At 64.4% G+C, this 23,553-nt stretch carries 23 protein-coding genes; 18 read left to right on the forward strand and 5 right to left on the reverse strand.

What is annotated here, in order from left to right:
• The 7 genes from GO615_RS05280 to GO615_RS05310 all read left to right on the forward strand — a co-directional run.
• Positions 1-392 (forward strand): ABC transporter ATP-binding protein C-terminal domain-containing protein (locus GO615_RS05280; RefSeq protein ID WP_479686204.1); only part of this gene is annotated, 392 nt, incomplete at its 5' end.
• Positions 385-1,086 carry an ABC transporter ATP-binding protein gene (locus GO615_RS05285; RefSeq protein WP_169125997.1) on the forward strand — a complete coding sequence of 234 codons (702 nt, stop codon included), beginning with the start codon at positions 385-387 and terminating at the stop codon, positions 1,084-1,086. The genes GO615_RS05280 and GO615_RS05285, both read left to right, overlap by 8 nt.
• Entirely contained in the window at positions 1,052-1,552 is a 501-nt protein-coding gene (locus tag GO615_RS05290) for a PaaI family thioesterase (protein ID WP_211166968.1), read from the forward strand. Before GO615_RS05285 ends, GO615_RS05290 begins: the two co-directional genes overlap by 35 nt.
• Positions 1,549-2,310, forward strand: a complete 762-nt coding sequence (locus tag GO615_RS05295; RefSeq protein ID WP_169125998.1) for an electron transfer flavoprotein subunit beta/FixA family protein — start codon at positions 1,549-1,551, stop codon at positions 2,308-2,310. Before GO615_RS05290 ends, GO615_RS05295 begins: the two co-directional genes overlap by 4 nt.
• A gap of 2 nt (positions 2,311-2,312) precedes the next feature.
• Entirely contained in the window at positions 2,313-3,269 is a 957-nt protein-coding gene (locus GO615_RS05300) for an electron transfer flavoprotein subunit alpha/FixB family protein (protein WP_169125999.1), read from the forward strand.
• Positions 3,270-3,372: 103 nt separating this feature from the next.
• On the forward strand, positions 3,373-4,731 hold the full coding sequence (locus GO615_RS05305) for a DHA2 family efflux MFS transporter permease subunit (RefSeq protein ID WP_169126000.1): 1,359 nt from the start codon (positions 3,373-3,375) through the stop codon (positions 4,729-4,731).
• 21 nt (positions 4,732-4,752) lie between these two features.
• Complete coding sequence (locus tag GO615_RS05310; protein WP_169126001.1) at positions 4,753-6,396, forward strand: electron transfer flavoprotein-ubiquinone oxidoreductase; 1,644 nt, start codon at positions 4,753-4,755, stop codon at positions 6,394-6,396.
• A 515-nt stretch (positions 6,397-6,911) separates the two neighbouring features.
• On the opposite strand, the gene GO615_RS05315 is transcribed toward GO615_RS05310, so the two are convergent.
• From GO615_RS05315 to idi, 3 genes are read right to left on the reverse strand one after another with little or no spacing between them, the layout of a single operon-like run.
• Positions 6,912-7,394, reverse strand: coding sequence for a pyridoxamine 5'-phosphate oxidase family protein (locus GO615_RS05315; protein ID WP_169126002.1), 483 nt, complete (start codon positions 7,392-7,394; stop codon positions 6,912-6,914).
• Between the two features lie 6 nt (positions 7,395-7,400).
• The gene (gene aroC / locus GO615_RS05320; RefSeq protein ID WP_169126003.1) at positions 7,401-8,486 is read right to left on the reverse strand and encodes a chorismate synthase; all 1,086 of its coding nucleotides are present in this window, start codon (positions 8,484-8,486) and stop codon (positions 7,401-7,403) included.
• Positions 8,487-8,512: 26 nt separating this feature from the next.
• Entirely contained in the window at positions 8,513-9,025 is a 513-nt protein-coding gene (idi, locus tag GO615_RS05325) for an isopentenyl-diphosphate Delta-isomerase (RefSeq protein WP_169126004.1), read from the reverse strand.
• A 228-nt stretch (positions 9,026-9,253) separates the two neighbouring features.
• Between idi and GO615_RS05330 the strand changes: the two genes are divergently transcribed.
• From GO615_RS05330 to ribA, 11 genes are all read left to right on the forward strand, one after another.
• Positions 9,254-10,042 (forward strand): IclR family transcriptional regulator domain-containing protein, encoded by a 789-nt coding sequence (locus GO615_RS05330; RefSeq protein WP_169126005.1) that lies wholly within the window; start codon positions 9,254-9,256, stop codon positions 10,040-10,042.
• 392 nt (positions 10,043-10,434) lie between these two features.
• Positions 10,435-11,070, forward strand: coding sequence for a UbiX family flavin prenyltransferase (locus GO615_RS05335; RefSeq protein ID WP_281358694.1), 636 nt, complete (start codon positions 10,435-10,437; stop codon positions 11,068-11,070).
• A 56-nt stretch (positions 11,071-11,126) separates the two neighbouring features.
• The gene (locus tag GO615_RS05340) at positions 11,127-12,710 is read left to right on the forward strand and encodes a UbiD family decarboxylase (protein WP_169126006.1); all 1,584 of its coding nucleotides are present in this window, start codon (positions 11,127-11,129) and stop codon (positions 12,708-12,710) included.
• A gap of 30 nt (positions 12,711-12,740) precedes the next feature.
• The gene (locus GO615_RS05345) at positions 12,741-13,934 is read left to right on the forward strand and encodes a CaiB/BaiF CoA transferase family protein (RefSeq protein WP_169126007.1); all 1,194 of its coding nucleotides are present in this window, start codon (positions 12,741-12,743) and stop codon (positions 13,932-13,934) included.
• The gene (locus GO615_RS05350) at positions 13,931-15,151 is read left to right on the forward strand and encodes a CaiB/BaiF CoA transferase family protein (RefSeq protein WP_169126127.1); all 1,221 of its coding nucleotides are present in this window, start codon (positions 13,931-13,933) and stop codon (positions 15,149-15,151) included. Before GO615_RS05345 ends, GO615_RS05350 begins: the two co-directional genes overlap by 4 nt.
• A gap of 298 nt (positions 15,152-15,449) precedes the next feature.
• A complete protein-coding gene (locus GO615_RS05355; protein WP_169126008.1) occupies positions 15,450-16,430 on the forward strand; it encodes a TAXI family TRAP transporter solute-binding subunit in 981 nt (326 codons plus the stop codon).
• A 238-nt stretch (positions 16,431-16,668) separates the two neighbouring features.
• Positions 16,669-18,591 (forward strand): TRAP transporter permease, encoded by a 1,923-nt coding sequence (locus tag GO615_RS05360; protein WP_169126128.1) that lies wholly within the window; start codon positions 16,669-16,671, stop codon positions 18,589-18,591.
• A 70-nt stretch (positions 18,592-18,661) separates the two neighbouring features.
• Positions 18,662-19,204 (forward strand): putative antibiotic biosynthesis monooxygenase, encoded by a 543-nt coding sequence (locus GO615_RS05365; protein ID WP_169126129.1) that lies wholly within the window; start codon positions 18,662-18,664, stop codon positions 19,202-19,204.
• 81 nt (positions 19,205-19,285) lie between these two features.
• Positions 19,286-19,915, forward strand: coding sequence for a YbhB/YbcL family Raf kinase inhibitor-like protein (locus GO615_RS05370; RefSeq protein ID WP_169126009.1), 630 nt, complete (start codon positions 19,286-19,288; stop codon positions 19,913-19,915).
• A 25-nt stretch (positions 19,916-19,940) separates the two neighbouring features.
• Positions 19,941-20,786, forward strand: coding sequence for a carboxylating nicotinate-nucleotide diphosphorylase (gene nadC / locus GO615_RS05375; RefSeq protein ID WP_169126010.1), 846 nt, complete (start codon positions 19,941-19,943; stop codon positions 20,784-20,786).
• An 11-nt stretch (positions 20,787-20,797) separates the two neighbouring features.
• Positions 20,798-21,502, forward strand: a complete 705-nt coding sequence (gene ribA / locus GO615_RS05380) for a GTP cyclohydrolase II (RefSeq protein WP_169126011.1) — start codon at positions 20,798-20,800, stop codon at positions 21,500-21,502.
• A 122-nt stretch (positions 21,503-21,624) separates the two neighbouring features.
• Here the strand turns inward: ribA and GO615_RS05385 are convergent, their stop codons facing one another.
• Together GO615_RS05385 and GO615_RS05390 are read right to left on the reverse strand one after the other, a co-directional pair.
• On the reverse strand, positions 21,625-22,146 hold the full coding sequence (locus GO615_RS05385) for a hypothetical protein (RefSeq protein ID WP_169126012.1): 522 nt from the start codon (positions 22,144-22,146) through the stop codon (positions 21,625-21,627).
• Between the two features lie 13 nt (positions 22,147-22,159).
• Entirely contained in the window at positions 22,160-23,281 is a 1,122-nt protein-coding gene (locus GO615_RS05390) for a helix-turn-helix domain-containing protein (RefSeq protein WP_169126013.1), read from the reverse strand.
• Between the last annotated feature and the right edge of the window lie 272 nt (positions 23,282-23,553).

Below are 23,553 nucleotides of genomic sequence, written 5' to 3' on the forward strand. Positions count from 1 at the left end.
TCGACGAGCGCAAGATCACCGAAGTGCTGGAATTCACCAACCTCAAGGACAAGGCGCACCGCAACGCCGCGACCGAACTGGCGCTGACCGAACTGAAGGCGCTCGAGGTCGCGAAGGCACTGTCGACCAACCCCAAGCTGCTGATGCTCGACGAGGTGCTGGCGGGTCTGGAAACCAACGGCAAGCGGCGCTTCATGGGCATGCTCAAGGAGCTGCACGAGAAGTTCGCGGTCGGCATCCTGATCATCGAGCACGACATCGAGACCATCAGCAAGCTGTGCCATCGCGTGGCGGTGCTCAACTTCGGCGAGCTGATCGCCGACGGCACGCCCGATGAGGTCTTCCGCGATCCGGAAGTGATGAAGAGCTACACGGGAGCCGCCCATGCTTGAGATCGAGAACATCCGTGCCGGCTATGGCGCCATCAACGTGCTGTGGGACGTCTCGCTGACCGTCGCGCCGGGCGAGCTGACCACCATCATCGGCCCCAACGGCGCCGGCAAGACCACGCTGCTGCGCGCGCTGATGGGGCTCGTGCCGGTGACCCAGGGCAGCATCCGGCTCAACGGCAAGCCGCTCAACGGCACCGCGACGTGGAACATGCAGGACTCCGGCGTCGCGATGATCCCCGAGGGGCGCATGATCTTCAAGGACATGACCATCGAGGAAAACCTGATGCTCGGCGCGTTCGCGAAGCAGCATCGGGTGCAGGCGCAGGAACGCTGCGAGAAGGCCTACGCGATGTTCCCGCGCCTGCGCGAACGGCGCACCCAGCCGGCCGGCACGCTCTCCGGCGGCGAGGCGCAGATGCTGGCGATGGCGCGCGGCCTGATGTCCGACCCCAAGCTGCTGATCATCGACGAACCCTCGCTGGGCCTCGCGCCGGTGGTGGTCAACGAGCTCTTCGAGATCCTCGCTCGGCTCAAGGCAGAAGGCCGCACGATCGTGCTCGTCGAGCAGAACACCCACCAGGCGGTCGGCGTCGCGGACCACGTGTACCTGATGCAAAGCGGCAAGGTCGTGCTGTCGCAGCCGGCGTCCGAAGTCAGCCTTGAAAAGCTGCATGACCTCTATTTCGCACACTGAGAACGCGGTCGTGGCGGCCGGTCCGTACGATCACGCGATCGGCTCGGGCTTCGCCCGCCAGCTCGGTTGCCGCGTCGTGCGCTGGGAGCCGGACTACGTAGAGGTCGAGCTCGATATCGCCCCCCAGCACCTGAACCGCGCAGGAACGGTTCATGGCGGGGTGATCGCGACCCTGATCGATGTCGCCTGCGCGCTGGCCGGACTGCATTCCAGCGATCCGAGTACGGTGCGCAAGGCGGTGACGCTGTCGCTGAACACCAGCTTCACGGGCCAGGTGTCGACCGGTACGCTGCGGGCGCACGGGCGCGTGCGCTCCGGCGGCAGGAGCATCTTTTTCGCGAGCACGGAGGTGACCGATGGCGACAGTCGCCAGGTCGCCCACGGCGAGGCAGTGAACCGCTACCGCCGTGGCAGTGAAAACCCGCACGGATCGCCCGACGAACACATCAACAGGATGAAGACATGAAGATTCTGGTCCCCGTCAAACGCGTGGTCGATTACAACGTCAAGGTGCGAGTGAAGGCCGATGGCACCGGCGTGGATATCGCGAACGTGAAGATGTCCATGAACCCCTTCGACGAGATCGCCGTCGAGGAAGCTGTGCGGCTGAAGGAAGCCGGCATCGCCACCGAGGTCGTGGCCGTGAGCTGCGGTGTCGCGGCCTTCCAGGAGACGATCCGTGCCGCGATGGCAATCGGTGCCGACCGCGGCATCCTGGTCGAGACCGATGTCGAGCTGCAGCCGCTCGCCGTGGCGAAGCTGCTGAAGGCGCTGTGCGACAAGGAGCAGCCGACGGTCGTGATCTGCGGCAAGCAGGCGATCGACGACGACTCGAACCAGACCGGCCAGATGCTGGCGGCGCTGATGGGCTGGCCACAGGCCACCTTCGCGTCGAAGATGGCACTCGGCGACGCGGGTGGGCAAATGAGGGCGACCGTCACGCGCGAGATCGACGGCGGCCTCGAGACCCTCGAGATCAAGCTGCCGGCGGTGGTGACCACCGACCTGCGCCTCAATGAGCCGCGCTACGCGACGCTGCCGAACATCATGAAGGCGAAGAAGAAGCCGCTGGAGACGGTGAAGCCGGCCGACCTCGGCGTCGATGTCGCGCCGCGCCTGGCGACGCTGAAAGTCGCCGAGCCGCCCAAGCGCAGCGCCGGCGTGCGCGTCGCGGACGTCGCACAACTCGTCGACAAGCTCAAGAACGAAGCGAAGGTGATCTGAACATGGCGATCCTGGTTATTGCAGAACACGACAACGCGAGCCTGAAGGCCACGACCCTCAACACGATCTCGGCCGCTGCGAAGCTCGGTGGCGCGGTTCACGTGCTGGTCGCCGGCGCCAACTGCGGCGGGGCTGCCGAGCAGGCGGCGAAGGTCGCCGGCGTGGCGAAGGTCCGCGTCGCCGATGCCGCCCACTACGACTCGCAGACGGCCGAGAACGTCGCCGCGCTGGTCGTCGGGATAGTGGCAAATGAGGCGGCCGGCTACACCCACATCCTCGCCCCCAGCACCGCCAACGGCAAGAACGTCGCCCCGCGCGTCGCCGCGCTGCTCGACGTGGCGCAGATCTCCGACATCGTCGCCGTCGAATCGGCCGACACCTTCGTGCGCCCGATCTACGCCGGCAACGCGATGGCGACCGTGAAGTCGTCCGACGCCGTGAAGGTGATGACCGTGCGTACGACCGCCTTCGAAGCTGCCGCGGTGTTGGCAAATGAGGGTGGCTCCGCCGCAGTCGAAGCCGTGACGGCCGGTCCGGACCTGGGTCTCACCGCGCTGACGGGGCGGGAACTGACGAAGAGCGCGCGTCCCGAACTCGGCGCGGCGAAGATCATCGTGTCCGGTGGCCGCGGCCTCGGCAGCGGCGAGAACTACCACTCGCTACTCGAGCCGCTCGCCGACGCGCTGGGTGCCGCGCTGGGCGCGAGCCGTGCTGCCGTCGACGCGGGCTACGTGCCGAACGACTATCAGGTCGGCCAGACCGGCAAGATCGTCGCGCCGCAGCTCTACATCGCGGTCGGCATCTCGGGCGCGATCCAGCACCTCGCCGGCATGAAGGATTCCAAGGTGATCGTCGCGATCAACAAGGATCCGGAGGCGCCGATCTTCCAGGTGGCCGACTACGGCTTGGTCGGCGATCTCTTCGAGGTCGTGCCGCAGCTCGTGCGGACGCTCGCCTGAGCCGGCGACGCCGGTTCAGGCTGCGGAGTCCACGTTGTCGGGGGGATCTTCCGGCGCTCGAGCGACGAACGAGGTCGCGCGGTGGGCTGTCGCGCTGACGATCATGCTGGGGACGACGTCGGTCGTGCTCGCGACGACCATCATCAACGTCGTCCTCCCCGACATCATGCGCGACTTTGCCGTCGACCAGGGGCGCGTGCAGTGGCTCGCGACCGGCTTCCTCGCGGCGATGGCCGCGACGATGCTGACGACCGCCTGGTGGGTGCGCGCCTACGGGCTGCGCCGCACCTACACCGTGGCCCTGGCGGTCTTCATCGCGGTCTCACTCGCGGGCGGGCTCGCGACGTCGATCGACGCGCTGATCCTGTCGCGTATCGCGCAGGGGGCGATCGCCGGGGTGATCCAGCCGCTCGCGATGATCGCCCTGTTCGAGGTCTATCCGCCCGAAGAGCGCGGCAGCGCGATGGCGGCCTACGGGCTCGGCGTCGTGCTGTCGCCGGCGATCGGACCCGCGCTCGGCGGCGTGCTCGGGCAGCTCTTCGGCTGGCGCGCGGTGTTTTTCGTGACCTTGCCCCTATGCCTCGCCGCACTCGCGCTCGCGCCGACCCGGCTCGCGTGCTTCGAGCGGGGCGACGCACCGCGGCCGGCCTTCGACGGCCTGGGCTTCATGCTGCTGTGCGCCTTTCTGCTGTTCGTCCTCGGCGGACTCGCGCACGCACAGCGGCACGAGCTTTCGCTGGCGGGCCTCGCCTTCGTTGTCGCTGGGACGCTGGTTTGCGCCGCAGCCTTCCTTGCGTGGGAGTTGCGCCGCAGCCACCCGATGTTCGATCCCCGCGTGTTTCGCGACCCGGTCTTCGCCGCAGCCGCGGCGGTCGGCTTCGCGTACGGCATGGGCCTGTACGGCTCGACCTTCCTCGTGCCGCTGTTCGTGCAGACGGTTTCGGGTTTCTCCGTGATGGAGGCGGGCATCCTGCTATTGCCGGGAGGACTTCTGCTGGCGCTGTCCATTCCGCCTGCCGGCCGGCTCACCGACCGCCATTCGCCGCATTACATCGTCTGCGCCGGGCTCGTGTGCTTCGCGCTGTCTTTCCTGCTGTTCGCCGGCTCGACCGCGCACACCGGCTTCTGGGCGCTCGCCGCGTGGATCGCGGTGGGTCGGCTGGGCCTCGCGATGATGATCCCGGCCCTCAACGCGGGCGCAGTGCAGGGCTTGCCGCTCGCGCAGATCGCGCAGGGCGCGGGCGCGCTGAATTTCGTGCGCCAGCTCGGCGGGGCCTTTGGCACCAGCCTGCTGTCGCTGTTGCTGCAGTGGCGCCTCGCCGTGCATCAGCAGGAGACGGCCGCCGCGCTCGAGGCGGCGACGCGGGCCTTCCATGACAGCTTCTTTGCGGTGGGCCTCGTGTTCCTGTCCGTGCTCTTGCCAGGCTGGCGCATCCGGCGCGTGACCGCGCCGACCTATTGAATCGACCAAGGAAAAACGACCATGCAACGCGAATCGATGGAATTCGACGTCCTGATCGTCGGCGGCGGCCCCGCGGGGCTGGCGGCGGCGATTCGGCTGAAGCAGCTCGCGAACGAGAAGGGCACGGAACTGTCGGTGTGCCTGATCGAGAAGGCCGCCGAGATCGGCGCGCACATTCTCTCCGGCGCGGTCATGGACCCGCGTGCGCTCAACGAGCTGATCCCCGACTGGAAGGAACAGGGCGCGCCGGTCACCACCGCAGTCACCGAAGACCGCGTGATCTTCCTCAACGAAACCGGCGGGCGCAAGGTGCCCAACGGCCTGCTGCCGGACTGTTTCCTCAACCACGGCAACTACATCGTGCGCCTGGGCAACGTCGCCAAGTGGCTCGGCGAACAGGCCGAAGCGCTGGGCGTCGAGGTCTATCCGGGCTTCGCCGGCGCCGAGATCCTGTATGACGAGACGGGCGCCGTGAAGGGCGTCGCCACCGGCGACATGGGCGTCACGCGCGAAGGCGAACAGGGCCCCGCCTACCAGCCGGGGATGGAGCTGCACGCCAAGTACACGCTCTTCGCCGAAGGCTGTCGCGGCCACCTGGGCAAGCAGCTCGAAGCGAAATTCAATCTGCGCGACGGCGTCGATCCGCAGACCTACGGCATCGGCCTGAAGGAGCTGTGGGAAGTGCCGGCCGAGCGCCATGAGCCGGGCGTGGTCGTGCATACCACGGGCTGGCCGCTGCCCTCGGACACCTACGGCGGCGGCTTCGTCTATCACCTCGAGGACAACCTCGTCGCGATCGGCTACGTCGTCGGCCTCAACTACACCAACCCGCACCTCTCCCCGTTCGAGGAGTTCCAGCGCTACAAGACCCACCCCGAGATCCGCAAGTACCTCGAGGGCGGCAAGCGCCTGGCCTACGGCGCACGCGCGATCGCCGCAGGCGGACTGCAGAGCCAGCCGAAGCTGGTGTTCCCGGGCGGCGCGCTGATCGGTGACGACGCAGGCTTCCTCAACGCCGCCCGCATCAAGGGCAGCCACGCCGCGATCAAGAGCGGCGCGCTCGCCGCCGAAGCCGCCTTCGAGGCCGTGACGGCCGAACGCCAACGCGACAAACTCGCCGCCTTCCCCGAGGCCTTCAAGTCGAGCTGGCTGTACGAGGAACTGCACAAGACGCGCAACTTCAAGCCCTACATGAAGAAGGGCCTGTGGATGGGTTCGCTGCTCTTCGGCTTCGACCAGAAGGTGCTCAAAGGCAAGGCGCCGTGGACGCTGCACAACAGCTCGGACCATGACAAACTCAAGCCCGCCGCCGAGTGCCCGAAGATCGACTACCCGAAGCCCGACGGCGTGCTGACCTTCGACCGCCTCTCCTCGGTGTTCCTGTCGAACACCAACCACGAGGAAGACCAGCCCTGCCACCTGCAGTTGAAGGACGCTTCGGTGCCGATCGCGGTGAACCTCGCGAAGTACGACGCCCCCGAGCAGCGCTACTGCCCGGCCGGCGTGTACGAGATCGTGCGCGACGAATCGGGCCAGAACGCGAGGCTGCAGATCAACGCGCAGAACTGCGTGCACTGCAAGACCTGCGACATCAAGGATCCGACGCAGAACATCAACTGGGTCGTGCCGCAGGGAGGCGAAGGACCGATCTACCAGGGGATGTGACGGGCAATTTTTACGGAAAGGTGCCAATCGAGCGCATCAAAGGTCGTTGGGTTCCAACCAACGATTCGTCGCGCGCCAGCGATCGACACTTTGGGCTGCTGGGACGCCGCGGCAATCTGAGCCCATACCACGCCGCGCGCGCCAGATCGGCGAAGCTGGCTGGATCAGAGTGTTCATGTGTCCACCGGCCATGGAGACGGGGGTAATGTGAATAAACAAAGCATGGTTGTGGGTGCCTGTACTGGCAGGATCATTACCGCCGCGACCCTGCCACCCAGTGGCTGCGCGATTTCATCGGGCAGCCGTCAGCCGCTGATGCGAAGTGATGGCCGCCTATGGTCGCCGCACGACCAGCGCCGCTCTCCACGAGCATCCGCAACTACGTATCGATGATGGTATTGGCCCGTGGATCTGAGGATGGTTGGCGTGATCGGCGCCGATCGACGTCACGCCGGGGACGCTCTCGGAGCCGAATCGACTTCAGATGCTCAGCAGGTGCGCTCCGGATCGCACGTTCATTTCTGCAAGTTTTTCCAGAGATGCCCCGACTCAAAGCGTTCGCGCGAGCCGAATCCGCGGGAGTTATCGATGAAATACAGAACGCTCGCTCGCAGTCGATACCACGCGATTTTGTTCAACGCCATTGCAATTACCTGGTCAGCCAGTCGAGCGTCGGTAAAGGGGAACTTTCGGGCGAAACGGGTAGCAGCCTGTGCGCTAGCTGGAACGTCCAGTCGCGTCACGTCACCTTCCAGTTGTATCCCCCTGACTTGTCGCCAGTCCGAGTAGTCATCCTGCACCGTGGCCGCAACACGTGGGTCGGCCGCGAGATTGCGGGCGTGTCGCGTTGACGGCGCGGACAGGGAATAGACGTCCGGACCATCGTTGACGTAGAAAACCGCTGCGGCCCAAGGGCCTTCTGGGCCTTGCGTCGCGAGCGTCATGACGTGATGACATCGCAGATAGTTCAGGAGACCCTCGTGCGGATCGTCGCGCATGACGAATCACTTTATCTCAGGTGGTCGCGCGACATCCGCGTTCTGGCCGCGATCGCGCAGCGCATGGTCGGCGATCACGAGAGCCAGCATGGCCTCGGCGATCGGCACCGCCCGAATTCCGACGCAGGGGTCGTGCCGTCCATGCGTTTCGATCGTGGCCGGCTCGCCATCGACGTCGACGGTATTGCCAGGAACACGGATGCTTGACGTAGGCTTGAGGGCGATGCTCGCGAGAACGTCCTGACCGGAGGAGATCCCGCCGAGGGTTCCGCCGGCCCGGTTGCTTCGGAAGCCCATCGGCTCGATTTCGTCCCGGTATTCGCTGCCTGTTTGTTCGACGCAGGCAAAGCCGTTCCCGATCTCGACGCCTTTGACCGCATTGATACTCATCAGAGCATGTGCGATGTCGGCGTCCAAGCGGTCGAACACCGGTTCGCCGAGCCCCACGGGCACGCCGCGGGCAACGACGTTTACCCGCGCGCCGATGGAGTCGCCCGCCTTGCGCAGGGAATCGAGATAACGCTCGAGTTGTGGGATCTTGTTCGCGTCGGGAAAGAAGAAGGGGTTTCGACCGATCTCGTCCCAATCGATGTGGTCGGCGGAAATCGAACCCAACTTCGCGACGTATCCCCCGATTTGCACCGCAAAACGTTGCTTCAGGAATTTCTTGGCGATCGCACCGGCGGCCACGCGTGCAGCGGTCTCGCGCGACGACGAACGCCCACCTCCCCGATAGTCGCGAATCCCGTATTTGCGCTGATACGTGAAGTCGGCGTGCCCAGGGCGAAACAAGTTCTTGATGCGCGAGTAATCCGTGGAGCGCTGATCGGTGTTGCGGATCAGGAGAGCGATCGGGGTTCCAGTGGTGCGGCCTTCGAATACGCCCGAGAGTATCTCGACCTTGTCGTCCTCGGACCGTGCGGTGGTGAAGCGCGACTGTCCGGGTCGGCGGCGGTCGAGGTCCGGCTGTATGTCGGTTTCGTTCAACTCGAGGCCCGGCGGGCAGCCATCGACGATGCAACCAATGGCCATGCCGTGGCTTTCACCGAAAGTCGTCACCACGAACAGCCTTCCGATCGAGTTTCCTGACATCAAGCTTCTCTGGCAGTGCTTCGATATCAAGCTCGACAACTGACGACGCGATCCAGGCAGGCGGCGAGCCAATAGCTGTAGGCCTCGGGCCGCTTACGCACGTCGGTCGTCAATTCCGCCAGAGGAGTCCACTTCCAGTCGTCGGCTTCGTGCGGATTCAATATCGGCCCTCCGTCATACTGGCCGAAGAACACATGATCGAATTCGTGCTCGATCAAGCCATTGCCGAGGTCCGCGCAGTACACGAAGCCGAAAGCCTCCTGCAGTTCGCAATCGATCCCCATTTCCTCCTCCAGCCGACGCCGTGCCGCGACCGCATTCGCCTCCCCAGGGCGGGGATGGCTGCAGCAGGTATTGCTCCACAGTCCGCCCGAGTGATACTTGGCAAGTGCACGCCGCTGCAGCATGACCTGGCCGTCGGAATCGAAGACGAATATCGAGATTGCGCGGTGCAGTTCGCCACGGCGATGCGCCGCCATCTTGCCCGTAAAACCGACTTCACAGTCGTGCCGGTCGACGAGAATGACCTGGTCTTCCATGGAATTTCCACTCGCAAGAGGTTGGCGCCTTTCGCCCGCGGAGGTGGGCTCCGACGGCGCGAATCCGGTCCGCGGCATATCGCCGCGCGCTGCATGAGAGTCCAACCTATGAACTAACATTCGGCGCATCGCCCGCGGTTGAGCAAAATTTATGTCTAGCGGCGCGCATTGACAAGGTGCAGGCACGGAATAGAATTCCACCATATGGACGAAGGATGGGGGTGGGCTGTGAGTGACAAGAACGGGCCGGGCGCGGGGACTCAAAGTATTCAGCGTGCCGCACACGTACTTCGGATCATTGCTTCGCGTAACGGGACGGGGCTGCGTCTGGTGGATATCGCGGCCCATTCGAGGCTGGAACGGCCGACGGCGCATCGCATTCTGAAATGCCTGATCGCCGAAGGGCTCGTCAGTCAGGACGCCGAGAGCCGGCGCTATTTTCTGGGGCGTCTGGTTTTCGAACTCGGCCTTGCCGCCTCGACGAGCTTCAATACGAGAGACCTTTGCCGGCCGGCACTGGTGCGGCTGGCAGAGAAGACCGGTGATACGGTCTTTCTGACGATACGCAGCGGGTTTGATACGGTGTGCATCGACCGCGCCGAGGGCTCGTTTCCGATCAAGACGCTCACCTTGGACGTCGGTACGCGGCGGCCGCTCGGCGTTGGGGCGGGCGGCCTGGCGCTGCTGATGTCGCTGCCGGCCCCGGCTGTCGATGAGATTGTTTCGGCGAACGCATTGAGGCTGGGGGCGTACAACGGGCTCACGGTCCCGGTGTTGATGCGTCTGCTGAAGCGGTGCCGGGAGCTCGGGTACGCCCTCAATGATGCTCATGTCACGCCCGGCGCAACCTCGGTCGGCTTGCCGATCCGTTCGCGTTCGGGCGAGCCGTTTCTCGCGATCAGTATCGGAGCGATCTCGAGCCGGATGACTGAGGAGCGTCAGCAGGAGCTGGTAGCTCTCATCCGCGCCGAAGTCACGATTCTGGAAGGCGCGGTCAGCGACACCGCTCGTCCGTGAGGGCCTGAGTTTCCCCGGTCGCGCGCGGCGCCGGCCCGCCGCCATCCGTTTGACCTCGGCAGGCCCGCGGTGTCCCGTGACGCCGCGGCGATCGTGTGCGGCTCCTTTTTGCACAACGTCCGGTGACGCGCCGCCGTCGCCGGCAGTTCCCGTTCTAGCTCCGCGGGCGCCCGTAACGCGTCGGGCGCCGCATTTTCCATTCCCTGTCCGAGCTCCATCGGCCATCGCGCGCGCTGCAAGAAGAGTCCAAAATGTGGAATTTAAAGTCCACGAGGTGGATTGTTTGTGCGGGCGCACATCACTAGAGTTGCATCCAAGTCCAAGTTTGCAAGCGCTAACAGCAGAGGTGGACGGGCGCCGCAGTCCATACTGTGGACTGTAACAGGCGACCGATGGACCGCAATCATTCCTGGAGTGGGGGACGTATGAAAAGACTGATAGTTGGTATAACGGGCGCCACGGGTGTGATCTTCGGCGTCCGCTTGCTCGAGGCGCTGAAGGACACCGACGTCGAAACCCATCTGGTGTTGAGCAAGTGGGCGATCCAAACGATCGAGCACGAGACGCCGTATACGGCCAAGCAGGTGCGCGCGCTCGCCGCCGTCGATCACGTCGAGGGCAATATGGGCGCGTCGATCTCGTCGGGCTCGTTCATGACCGAGGGCATGGTCATCGCGCCATGCTCGATGCGCAGCCTCGCGGCGATCGCGCACGGCACCGGCGACCATCTGGTGCATCGCGCCGCCGACGTAATCCTGAAGGAGCGGCGCCGCCTCGTCCTGGTTGCCCGGGAAATGCCCCTGAGCGACATCCATCTGGAAAACATGCTGAAGCTCTCGCGCATGGGGGTGACGATCATGCCTCCGATGCCGGCTTTCTATAACCATCCGGAAACGCTCGACGACATGGTCGATCACGTCGTCGCCCGGATTCTCGATCAATTCGGCATTCCGGCCGAGTTTGCGCGGCGGTGGGAGGGGGAGATGCGCGGCAAGAAAATCGCGAATCTCCGGCCGCAACGGCAATAGCTCAACCCTCAATAGCTCAATCCGCAATTTCAAGCTCAATTCAAGGAGACAGTGCGATGAACGATCTGGTGATGAAGGGGATTAGCGAAGCAATGAGCAGGGTTGGCGAAAAGGACCTGCGCCAGGCAGTCGAATGGTTCCGCAGCAAGGGCTATCTGGTCGAAACCGACAAGGAGGTGAATCCCGATCTCGAGATTACCGGCCTGCAGAAGATCTTCGACGGCAGCCTGCCGATGCTGTTCAACAACGTCAAAGGCATGCCGCATGCGCGCGCGATCACGAACCTGTTCGGCGACATCCGCGTCGTCGAGGAACTGTTCGGCTGGAAGGATTCGCTCGAGCGCGTCAAGAAGGTCGCGCACGCGATCGACCATCCGTTGAAGCCGATCATCATCGGCCAGGACGAGGCGCCGGTGCAGGAAGAGGTCATCACCGAGGACCTCGACGTCAACAAGTGGCTCACCGCGATCCGCCATACCCCGCTCGAAACCGAATTGACGATCGGCTCGGGCATCTCCTGCGTCGTCGGGCCGTACTTCGACGGCGGCAGCCACATCGGCTACAACCGCATGAACTTCCGCTGGGGCAATGTCGGCACGTTCCAGATCTCGCCGGGATCGCACATGTGGCAGGTGATGACCGAACACTACAAGGACGACGAACCGATTCCGCTGACGATGTGCTTCGGCGTGCCGCCGTCCTGCACCTACGTCGCCGGCGCGGGTTTCGACTACGCGATCCTGCCCAAGGGCTGCGACGAGATCGGCATCGCCGGCGCGATCCAGGGATCGCCGGTGCGCCTCGTCAAGTGCCGCACGATCGACGCCTATACCCTCGCCGATGCCGAATACGTGCTGGAAGGCTACCTGCATCCGCGCGACAAACGCTACGAGACCGCCGAGTCCGAGGCGGCGGACATCCAGGGGCGCTTCCATTTCCACCCCGAATGGGCCGGCTACATGGGCAAGGCCTACAAGGCGCCGACCTTCCACGTGACCGCGATCACGATGCGCAAGCGCGAAAGCAAGCCGATCATCTTCCCGCTCGGCGTGCATACCTCGGACGATGCGAACATCGATACGTCGGTGCGCGAGTCGGCGATCTTTGCGCTGTGCGAGCGCCTGCAACCCGGAATCGTGCAGAACGTGCATATCCCTTACTGCATGACCGACTGGGGCGGCTGCATCATCCAGGTGAAAAAGCGCAACCAGATCGAGGAAGGCTGGCAGCGCAACTTCCTCGCCGCGATCCTCGCCTGCTCGCAGGGCATGCGCCTGGCGATCGCCGTCAGCGAGGACGTCGATATCTACTCGATGGACGACATCATGTGGTGTCTGACGACGCGCGTGAATCCGCAGACGGACATTCTCAACCCGCTGCCCGGCGGGCGGGGCCAGACTTTCATGCCGGCCGAACGGATGACGTCGGGCGACAAGCAGTGGACGGCGTCGAACACGCAGTTCGAGGGCGGGATGGGGATCGACGCGACGGTGCCGTACGGCTACGAGAATGACTTCCACCGTCCGGTGTATGGCGTCGATCTGGTCAAGCCGGAGAACTTCTTTGGTGCCAAGGACATCGAGAAGATGAAGTCGCGCATGGCCGGCTGGGTCCTGTCGTTGGCTCGCACCGGGCGTTAAGCAGCCCCCAGGACGAAAAGGAGCGCACCCATGTTAAGCGCATACCGCGTCCTGGATCTCAGCAACCGCGTCGGCTGGTTGGCCGGGCGGTTGCTGGCCGATCTCGGGGCCGATGTCATCAAGGTGGAGGGGCCCGGCGTCGCCATCGACGCCCCCGACTGGCAGGCCTACAACGTCAACAAGCGTCTGCTCCGGCTCGATCTGGAAACGTCCGAAGGTCGATCGCAGTTCGACCGGCTCATCGACCATGTGGACATTCTCATCGAGTCGGTTCTGCCGGGCGAACCGGCGGCCGCGTGGCTTGACCCCGCCCGGTTACGCCAGCGCAATCCGCGCCTGATCCAGGTGTCGGTGACGCCGTTCGGCACGGACGGCCCACGCGCCGAATGGCTCGCCTCGGACCTCGAATTGATGGCGGCAGGCGGCGCGATGTCGCTCGCCGGCGAGCCGGGCGAGACACCGCTGCGCGTCACGGTGCCGCAGTCCTACAGCTGGGCGGGCGCGCAGGCGGCGGTCGGCGCCCTCACCGCGCTGATCCACCGCACCGCGACCGGTCAGGGCCAGCGCGTCGACGTCTCGGCCCAGGCCGCCGTGATCCTCGCGCTGTCGCACGCCCCGGCGTTCTGGGACATGGAAGGGACGAATCCGACCCGTGCCGGCGCGTTTGTCAGCGGCCGTTCGGTGAAGGGGGCGCGCTTTCGCGCCTTCTGGCCCTGCGCGGACGGCTATGTGAACTTCGTCCTGTACGGCGGGCCGGCCGGACGGCGCACCAACGCCCGACTCGTCGAGTGGATGCGCGAGTGCGGCGTGGAGCTCGGGGTGCTGGCGCAGATCGACTGGATGCGCTTCGATCCAAAGCTCGCGAGTCAGCAAGACGTCGATGACATGGAGCGCCCGATCGCCGAGTTCTTTCTTCGCCTCGCGAAGCGGGACTTTCTCGAGCAGGCGAGTCGACGGGAAATGCTCGGCTACCCCGTTTCCACCGTGCAGGACATCGCGACCGACCCGCAACTCGGCGCCCGAGCGTTCTGGCAGGACCTGCCGGGGCCCGACGGCGCCCCCCAGCGACATTGCGGCAGTTTCGCGATCGTCGATCGGGTGCGTCAGCCGCTGCGCCATCGGCCCGGCACGGAGATCGATGTCGCAAGCTTGCTCGCTGAATGCGGCGTGGCCGCGGAAGGGGCGAAGGCCGCCACGGCGGCGACGGAGGGGCAATTCGTATGAGCGCGATTTCTCAAGCCCTCGACGGGGTCAAGGTGGCCGAGTTCGGTGCGTATGCGGCCGGACCCCATATCGGCAAGATGCTCGCGACGTTCGGTGCGACCGTAGTGCACGTCGAGTCGCATCAACGTCCGGACGGGTTCCGCACCGAATATCCGCCCTTCAAGGACGGCAAGCCAGGACCGGATCGGAGCGGCTGCTTCGCGATCCTCAATGACTCGAAGCACGCGGTGACGCTCGATCTGAAGACGCCGGCCGGCATCGACCTCGCCAAACGACTCGTCGGCTGGGCCGACATCGTCGTCGAGAACATGCGTCCGGAGGTGATGGACCGGCTCGGACTGGGCTACGAGACGGCGCGACGATTGAACCCGGGCATCGTCATGATCTCGAGCTGCAACATGGGCCAGACCGGTCCGCGCGCGCACACGCCGGGCTTCGGCTCGCAGTTGTCGGCGCTTGCCGGGTTCTGCGGCCTCACCGGTACGCCGGACGGCCCGCCGATGCTTCTCTACGGCCCTTACATCGACTTCATCGCCTCGACCCTGGGGGCGACGGCGGTGCTGGCCGCGCTCGACGGTCAGCGGCGAACCGGGCAGGGGGCGTGGATCGACCTGGCGCAATATGAAAGCGGCCTGATGTTCGTCGCCGGCGCACTGCTTGATTACCACGTCAGCGGGCGCGTCGCCGAACGGGCCGACAACCGCGATCCCCGCGCCGCACCGCACAACGCGTACCGCTGCCGCGACGGCGCCTGGCTCGCGCTGTCGTGCTGGTCGGACGATGAATTCGGGCGCCTTGTCGAGACGCTGGGGTTCCCGGAACTGCGCGCCGACAGGCGCTTCGCGACGCTCGACTCGCGCCAGGCAAACCTCCGCGATCTCGACGAGCTCATTGCCGCAGGCCTGCGGTGGCGGGGCGCCGAGGAGACCGCCGGGCGGCTCCAGTCCGCACGGGTTCACGCCTATCCCGTCAACACGATCGCCGATTTGTTCCGCGACCCGCAACTCGCGTATCGACGCATCTGGCGTCGTCGGCGGCATGACGGGATCGGCGATGTCGCCTGCTATTTTTCGGCGTTCGATCTGTCCGCCACTCCCGGCGAGGTGACCGCGGCCGCCCCCGGCATCGGCCAGCACAATGCCTACGTGTTCCAGGAGCTCCTCGGCCTGTCCGGCGAGGAATATGCGGCCTATCAGGGCAAGGGCGCCTTTCAATGAGGCGCGCCGGCTCGCGGCGGCGACGCCCTTGCCCGCGAGGTCCGTGAGCACGGGCAAGGGCGCCCGCCCCCGGCCCGGCGGGGTCGCGGAAAAACCGGGTTGGCCGGACGAGGACACGAGTCCAATTCGTGGAACCTTATTTCGGTCGGGCGAGCCCGGCTGCGTTGATCGCGACAAACGCAGTCCTGATAATCCGGGCAAGGAAACGCGATGAAACCACAACAAAGATAAGTCCTTGATCGGGACCCCGCTCCGACGCTGCTAGTGATTCAGAAGCGACTACAAGGAGGAGACAGACATGTTGCGCATCATCATTTGCGGCCTGGCGTTCGCGCTTGCGAGCCTGGGCGTATCGGCCGAATCGTACAAGATGACCCTATCCGGCGCGAGTCCGAGCGGACTGTGGACCATGATCGGCATGGGTATCGACGGCGCGGTCAAGGACAGCTTTCCGGGCTCGACCATCACCTACCAGACCTCCGGCGGGGGGCTCGCGAATATCGCGCTGATCGATCAGGGCAAAGTCGAATTGGGAATCGCGCACGACGTCGAATTGCACATTGCCAATCTCGGTGCGAAGCCCTTCCCCAAGCCGATTACCAGCCTGCGGGCGATTGCACTGCTATACAACTGGGCGCCGATGCAGATGGTCATCACGAAGGCGTTTGCGGAAAAATATGGCATCCACAGCTTCGACGATATCGCGGTAAAGAAACCGCCGCTGCGGGTGGCCTTCAACAAGCGGGGCAACATCACTGAGCATGTCGCGGTAGCGATGTTCAAGGCGATCGGTGTGACGGTGGACGACATCAGGAATTGGGGTGGCGACATCATTTACGCAGCATCCGATGAGCAGGGCGATCTGATGAAGGACAAGAGGATCGACATGTTCGCGAATGGCGTGTTCGTCCGGACCAGTTTCATCGTCCAGGCCGGCGACGCCGTCGAGCTCGTTCTGCTGCCGGTTTCCGAGCGCGTGATCAACAATCTGTCCCAAGAGCTGCACGTTGCGCCCTTCGTCATCAAGGCTGGAAGCTATCCCTGGCAGACCGTCGATGTCCCGACCGTCGCACTCGGCGCCGTGTTGGCGGTCAATAGCAGGATGGACGACAAGGTCGCGCATGATCTCGCCGGCGCGCTGCACAAACACATCGAGCGCCTCCAGGGGGCGCACAGCAGCCTGAAGGTGATCACGCCCGAGTTCCTCGCGAGCCAGAAGGTCATCCCGTATCACCCGGGGGCGGAAGCCTATTACCGGGAAGCGGGCCTGCTGAAATAGGTAGGACGAGTCAGCACCGGGGCGGTCGATGCGCGCCGCCCACCCGGTCCTTGCCGACATAACCGGGCAAGGGTCACGGACTGTCATCGGCCCTGCGGGGCCGGGCGATTCACGTCTGCCTGTAGCCCCGACCCCATCGGTATACGCGTTTCGTTCGCTTCGACGCGCCCCGGTCGATCGATCTTCGTCGCGGGTCTTCAGGACGTGAATGCCATGCGGAGAACTGAACGTGTCCACTATGAGCCTTTCGTTTCTAAGCCGATTCCTGACGACCGGCGCCCGCCGCGATCCGGCCAGTTGGGCCGGGCACTTGCTCAAACCCCTGGCGGCGCTGATCGCGCTCGGGATCGTGTGGGTGACGACGATCCAGATGGTGCCGATCTATTCGATGACGATCGTATTTCTCGGGCTGATGCTCGCGCTGGTTTTCCTGACCACCGGCGCGACGGCTGCGTCGAGCCGCGACCGCGTGCCGGCCTCGGATCTGCTTCTTGCCGCCGCCAGCCTTGCCATTTCGGCGTACTTCTGGTTCCACAATGAGCGGATCGTCACCCGCATCACGCTGCTCGATGAACTCACTCCGTGGGACGTCGTCTGTGGCAGCGGATTGCTGCTCGTCACCCTCGAGGCAACGCGGCGCACGGTCGGGCCCGGCCTCACGTCGATCGTGCTGGCGTTCCTCGCCTACAATCTTTGGGGCCATCAGCTGCAGGGCGCATTCGGCCACGGTGAGATCGACTATCTCCACTTTCTCGACGTGCTCGCGTTCACGACCGACGGGATCTTCGGAGCCCCGATCCGGGTCGCACTGACCTACGTCTTCTTGTTCGGCCTGTTCGGAACGTTTCTTTCGCGCACCGGCGGCGGGGACTTCTTCTTCGACGCGGCCTCCGCATTGAGCGGGAAGAGCCCCGGCGGCCCAGCGAAGGTCGCGGTCGTGTCGTCAGGCCTCTACGGCACGATCTCCGGAAGCCCGACGGCCGACGTGGTCACGACCGGATCGATTACGATCCCGATGATGAAGCGGCTCGGTTACTCCGGCGCGATGGCCGGCGGGATCGAGGTTGCGGCCTCGACGGGCGGATCCATCCTGCCCCCGGTGATGGGTTCGGCGGCCTTCATCATGGCCGAGTTCACCGGCATCCGTTACACGGAGATCGCCGTCGCGGCGATTGTGCCGGCCTTTCTCTACTACTTCTGCGTATACCTGCAGGTGCATCTGTATTCGCTCAAGGCGGGAATTACCGGACTCGAAACGGTGCCCGCGTTCGGCGAGACGATGCGGCGCGGCGGAATGTTCGCCGTTCCGTTGATCGCTCTGGTGGTCGCGCTGCTTGTCGGATACTCGCCCAATTTCGTCGCCGCGTTCGGCACGCTCGCCGTGATCGCGGTGGCGATGTCCAGGCGCGACACGCGTCTCGGTTTCACGGCCTTCTACGAGATCCTGGCGGAGTCGACCCTGCGGGTCGTGCCGGTCGTGGCTGCCTGCGCCGCGGCCGGACTGGTCGTCGGCGGCTTGTCGATGACCGGCCTGGGCGCAAAGGTCGCCGATTTGATCTTCCTGATCGCCGGGTCCAACCTGCTTCTGACGTTGGCGGTCGCGGCCGTCGTCACGCTATGCCTGGGCATGGGCATGCCCACCCCGAGCGTCTATATTCTCGCGGCGGTGCTGGTCGCGCCGGCGCTGACGAAGCTCGGCGTGTCCGTGCTCGCCGCGCACCTGTTCCTTGTCTATTACGCGAGCCTGTCGGCGATGACGCCGCCGATCGCCGTCGCGGCGTTTGCGGCCGCGCCGATCGCCCACGCGAATCCCCTCGCGGTCGGCCTCGCGGCGGTGCGAATGTCGATGACCGCGTTCGTCGTTCCCTTCGCCTTCGTCTACCAAACCGGTGTTCTTCTGTCCGGCACGCCGTTGGAGCTGGTGCTCGCCGGCGCGGCGGTGACGATGGCCGTCGCCTGCCTGTGCCTCGCGGCCGAGGGCTACTGGAAGGGGCGGCTGCGCGGCACGCATCGGCTGTGCTTCTTCGTCGCCGGCGTCGGCCTGATGGTCCCTTCGCATCAGGTTCAATTGGCTTCGGCCGTCGCGGCGGGGATCGGCGCGTGGATCGTGCTGCGCGGCAACTTGCGGGGCAAGAGTGGCTGCGACGCGCCGTCGAAGTGACCGGTGGCCGTCGCTTGAGGAGGCCCGAAAGTCTACCGAGGTAAGCGTGTTCAACGATCCGGTGACGCTAATGATCACACGAGTCCCGCGAGTAGGGCGGGAGAGGGAGTGGGAGTCGCTGATGGAGGGGGCCCTCCGCGCCGCGCGCGCCTTCCCGGGCAACCTCGGAACGCTGATCCTCAAACCCGGCCGCGAGGGCGAACGTGCGTATCGAATTCTCGTGCGCTTCGACAGCTCCCGGAATCTGCGTCACTGGGAGGAATCGCCGCAGCGCCAGAAGGTGCTGAAGCGGCTGGAATCGGTGGAGAGTGAACCAGTGCTGATCGAACGCGCCATTGGCCTGGAGACATGGTTCGAGCCGCCGGGGACCGCGGTTCCGTCCCAGCCAATGGCTCCGCCGCGTCACAAGATGATGATAGCCAGCAGTATCGGCGTGTATCTGACGATCACGCCGATGTTGATGGTGTTACGGCCCGTGCTCGATCGGCTACCGGTCTATGTTGCTACGATGGTGCTCGTGCCGATCGCGGTGCTCGTGCTGACCTATGTCGTTATGCCCGCGATTACGAAAGTGCTACGCCCGTGGCTCTATCGGGGGAGTACGGGTGGGTGATCAGGGGTTGGTGCGCGTGCGTTATCTCGATGGTCGTCGGGTCATCGACCCGGTTCTTATTCACGAGGGGAGGCAGATGTCATGCGCTTGACAAGTAGTTGTTTTCAGGTCGATGGAAGAATCCCGGACGAATGCGCATTCGCGGTGCATCACCCGGAGTCGCGCATCGTCCTGTCACGGAATCTCAACCCCGACTTGGCATGGAGCGATCTCCCCGCGGGAACGCGATCGCTCGTGGTCATCTGTCACGACCCGGATGTCCCCTCCGTGCTTGACGACTTCAACCAGGAAGGGCGCATCGTTTCGGCTGGGACGCCGCGGATCGACCTGTATCACTGGGCTCTGGTCGATGTGCCTCCCGATCTGCAGGGCATTGGGAAGGGGGAATTCTCGGACGCGGTCGTCCCCGGCGGCAAATCCGGGCCGCAGGCGCCGCATGGTACCCGTCAGGGGCTCAATGACTACACGCAGTGGTTCGCCGGCGACGAGCGCATGGCCGGACAGTATTTCGGCTACGACGGGCCATGTCCGCCGTGGAACGACGAAATTCCGCATCGCTACGTGTTCACGTTGTACGCGCTGGACACGCCGACCTGCCCGGTGGCGGGAATCTTCGGCGCACGCGACGTCATCGCGGCCGTTCGTCCGCATCTGTTGGGCACCGCGACCCTGACCGGCCGCTACACGCTGAATCCCGAGGTTGCCATCTGACGGGGCGTGGCTGGAACCGATATTCATGACCAACGATGGAGACTTCGAATTGCTTACTTCAGCTTGCGTCCGCGCCGCGCTCGAGGAGGACATCGGCGGCGCCGACTATACGGCGATGCTGGTGCCGGCGGAGCGCCAGGCCCAGGCGATCGTGATCAGCCGCGAAGCAGCGGTGGTGTGCGGGGGGGCTTGGTTCGAGCAGTGTTTCCGCGAACTCGACGCGGCCGTCCAGATTCGGTGGCGCGCGAAGGAGGGGGAGGAGGTCGCGCCGGGGGACGTCGTGTGCGAGATCCGCGGCAACGCGCGAGCGCTGCTGACCGCCGAGCGCACCGCGCTCAATTTCCTGCAGACCCTTTCCGCCACCGCGACCGCGACGCGGCGATATGTGGCGATGGTCGCCGGAACGAGGGCGCGCATCTACGACACGCGCAAGACGCTGCCGGGGCTGCGCCTGGCCCAGAAGTACGCGGTACGGGTCGGCGGCGGACACAACCACCGCATGGGACTTTACGCGGGGGTATTGATCAAGGAGAACCATATCGCGGTGGCGGGAGGAATTCCCCAGGCATTGAGCGCCGCGGCGGAAATTGCACCGGCGGAAATCCCGTTGCAGATCGAAGTGGAGGACCGCGCGGAGCTTGAGGCGGCGCTCGCCGCCGGCGCGAAGCTGATCCTGCTCGACAACTTCAGTGTCGAGCAAATGCGCCACGCGGTCGCCATCACGGCGGGGCGGGCCGAGCTCGAAGCGTCAGGCGGAATCACGCTCGACAACTTGCGCGAGGTGGCGGAAAGCGGCGTGGATCGCATCTCCATCGGAAGCATCACGAAGGACGTCAAGGCGATCGACTTATCGATGCGAACCGCTTGGTAGGGGAGAGGACGATGTTCCAGAAGCTTGCTATCGAGGAACCGGAACAAAGGGCGGCACCGGGCGGTGCGGACCGGGGGTGCGACGTCAGCGGCACGGCCCAGCGTCGCGTGCGTTTCATCGCCTCGAGCCGACTGCCCACGCGTTGGGGCACGTTCGTCGCACACAGTTTCGTCGATTCGGTGCACAAGGAGCACCTCGTTCTGACACTGGGCGAGGTCGCCGGCGCAGGGGCGGTCCTCACGCGTATCCATTCGGAATGCCTAACCGGCGATGCTTTGTTCAGCCTGCGCTGCGACTGTGGCCATCAATTGCGCAGCGCACTGAAACGGATCGGCAGCGAAGGCCGGGGCGCGCTGCTCTACCTGCGCCAGGAGGGGCGGGGTATCGGGCTCCACAATAAAATCAGGGCGTATGGTCTGCAGGATTGCGGCGCCGATACCGTGGATGCCAATTTACGCTTGGGCTTTTCTGCCGATGCCCGGGAATATGCGGTCTGCGGGCCGATGCTTACACATATCGGCGTGCGGCGACTTCGCCTGATGACGAACAATCCGGCGAAGACCGATGCCTTGACCGCAATGGGATTCCAAGTCGTCGAGCGGGTGGTATTGCCGAGCGGACGAAACGCGTACAACGCGGCCTACCTCGACACGAAGGCGTGCCGCATGGGACATGTCTTCGATCTCGTGGGCGAGAGTATCGGCGCGGAGCAATAGGTCGTGGCCATGCAACCGCGGCAGAAAACCGGTTCGCGGGGCGCGGCAATTCGTGCATTGCTGGGGTTCGCAGGCGGCGTCGGACGCTCGGGTATTGCCGGCATACGTGTAAAAAATAGGACTTAGGGAATCATCCCAAATCGGACCTTGACCTTGATTTCGTCAAGCCAACCGTTCCGATAGTGCTCCTTCAGGCTGCTGACTTGCCCCCGGGCGACCCCCGAGGTTTGTGCAAGGAGCTCCAGCGAGACCAGGGAGTCGAGACCGCCCAGCCGTCCTGTCGCCACGATGGCGGCCTTGTCAGCCGTCGACACCAGCACGAGGACATGAGGCAGTAACCCTTGTGCATTCAACCAGGCGAGCAGGTGAAGTTCGCCATCGTCGAGTGCCTGACATTCAGGATGCTGCAAAGCGAAGACCGCAAGGTCGCGTTTGCCGACCGCGTGCCGGGCAGCAAGCCCGTTGATGAGCTCATCGTGATTAACGACGATTCGACCGGGTTCAGTGGGGTCGCCGGTCTGGGTTTCTTCGATGCATTTTTCGACGGTTTCGATGGCATAGTGCTGGCAGATTGCCGTCCAGCAGCCCGTGCGAAACGCCTCCAGGATGACATTGGTGTCGACGAAGACGCGGCGTTTGCTCATCTGCGACAACCTCTTACTGTTCGAAGGGGCTTGCCAGTGAGTGCTCAGCAAAAAGGTCGGCCAACTGTGGCAGGGTCATGCCTAGCGCCTTAGCAGCCTTGCGGACCGACAGGCGCCCCTTGTCGATGGCTGCATGCAGCATGGTGACGAAACTGACGGACAGTCGCTTGGGGGTGCCCGATGTCGTTGGGCGCTGCCGCTCCTGTTTCAGCGCATCGCGAGTCTCCTCGCCAATCCACTTCATGTTGTACAGACGCCACGCAAGCGCCATTGGCGAAACACGCAGTTCTGCAGCGATATCAGCCAGATGGTCGGTATCGTTGATGTGGCGCTTATCGATGAGATGCTCAAGCGAGGCAGTTGGCATGAGCAACGCAGCGGCAAAGTTATTGGCCAGTTGTTCAATACGCCGGGTACGGCCACGCTCTTCATACGAGTTCGATTCGCGGTGTTCCGGTTGCATTGCGTCCCACGTCAGCGCGTGAAAGAGTTCGTGAGCCAGGTCATAAAAGCGGCGGGCTTCACTTTCGTTTCGGTTGATCAGGATGACCCCAAGGTCCTGCAGATGGCACGTCGCACCCGAGATCGAATCTCCCTCGGGGGTCGTGACTGTGTCGACGAACAGGATCGGGATATCCAGCTTGTCTTCGATGCTCTCGATCAGACGTTCGGCCGGCACCTTGCCCAAATTCAGGGCCTGAACCAAGTCTTCCGCGCGGGCGATTGCCTCTTCAAACGTAGACTGCGTCGTCAGTCGCAGGCTGTGCTTGAGCGGATTGACCCGACCCTGTTCCCCTTCGCGCAACCAACGCAGCAGACCGATCCACTGACCGGCGTGCAGTTCGAAATCGTCCAGAGGGTCTTTGGGAAGCGCGGGTGACGCCCGCCAGGAAAACTCGGCTTCACCGACCACGGCGAAGGGATCCAGGAAATACTCCACGTCGCGCTCCAGGACATCCGACAGCGTGACCAGCTCATCGGGGTGGAGGCGACGCTTGCCGTTTTCGATGTCGGAGATGCTTTGCCGATCCTTGAGCCCGAGCACCTCCGCCAGTCGTTCCTGATTCCAGTCGGCGGCCTCGCGTGCAGCTTTGACGCGATACCCGATGAGGCGATTGGAAAGTTGTTCAAGCATGGCGGGGACTCCTCTGACTGGGGTCGGTTGAATATTCTATTCTTGCGAACTATGTTTCGCAAGAATTTGACGCGAACTAACATGTGCAAGCGTCGTGATCCAAAGCGCACCTGCTCAATCACAAGGCTGGCACGATCTCGAATGAAATCTTCGCGCCCACGGTCACAGTGCTGGACGTGCAAGGAGATAAGCCGGCAGCGCCCGTTGCCCACGCCGCGGCCCTATCGAAGCAGCAGGAGGTCAGCGATGAGCGGCCCCGGTCATCACCGACC

This window comes from Aromatoleum evansii (assembly GCF_012910805.1).
GTDB classification, from domain to species: Bacteria; Pseudomonadota; Gammaproteobacteria; order Burkholderiales; family Rhodocyclaceae; genus Aromatoleum; species Aromatoleum evansii.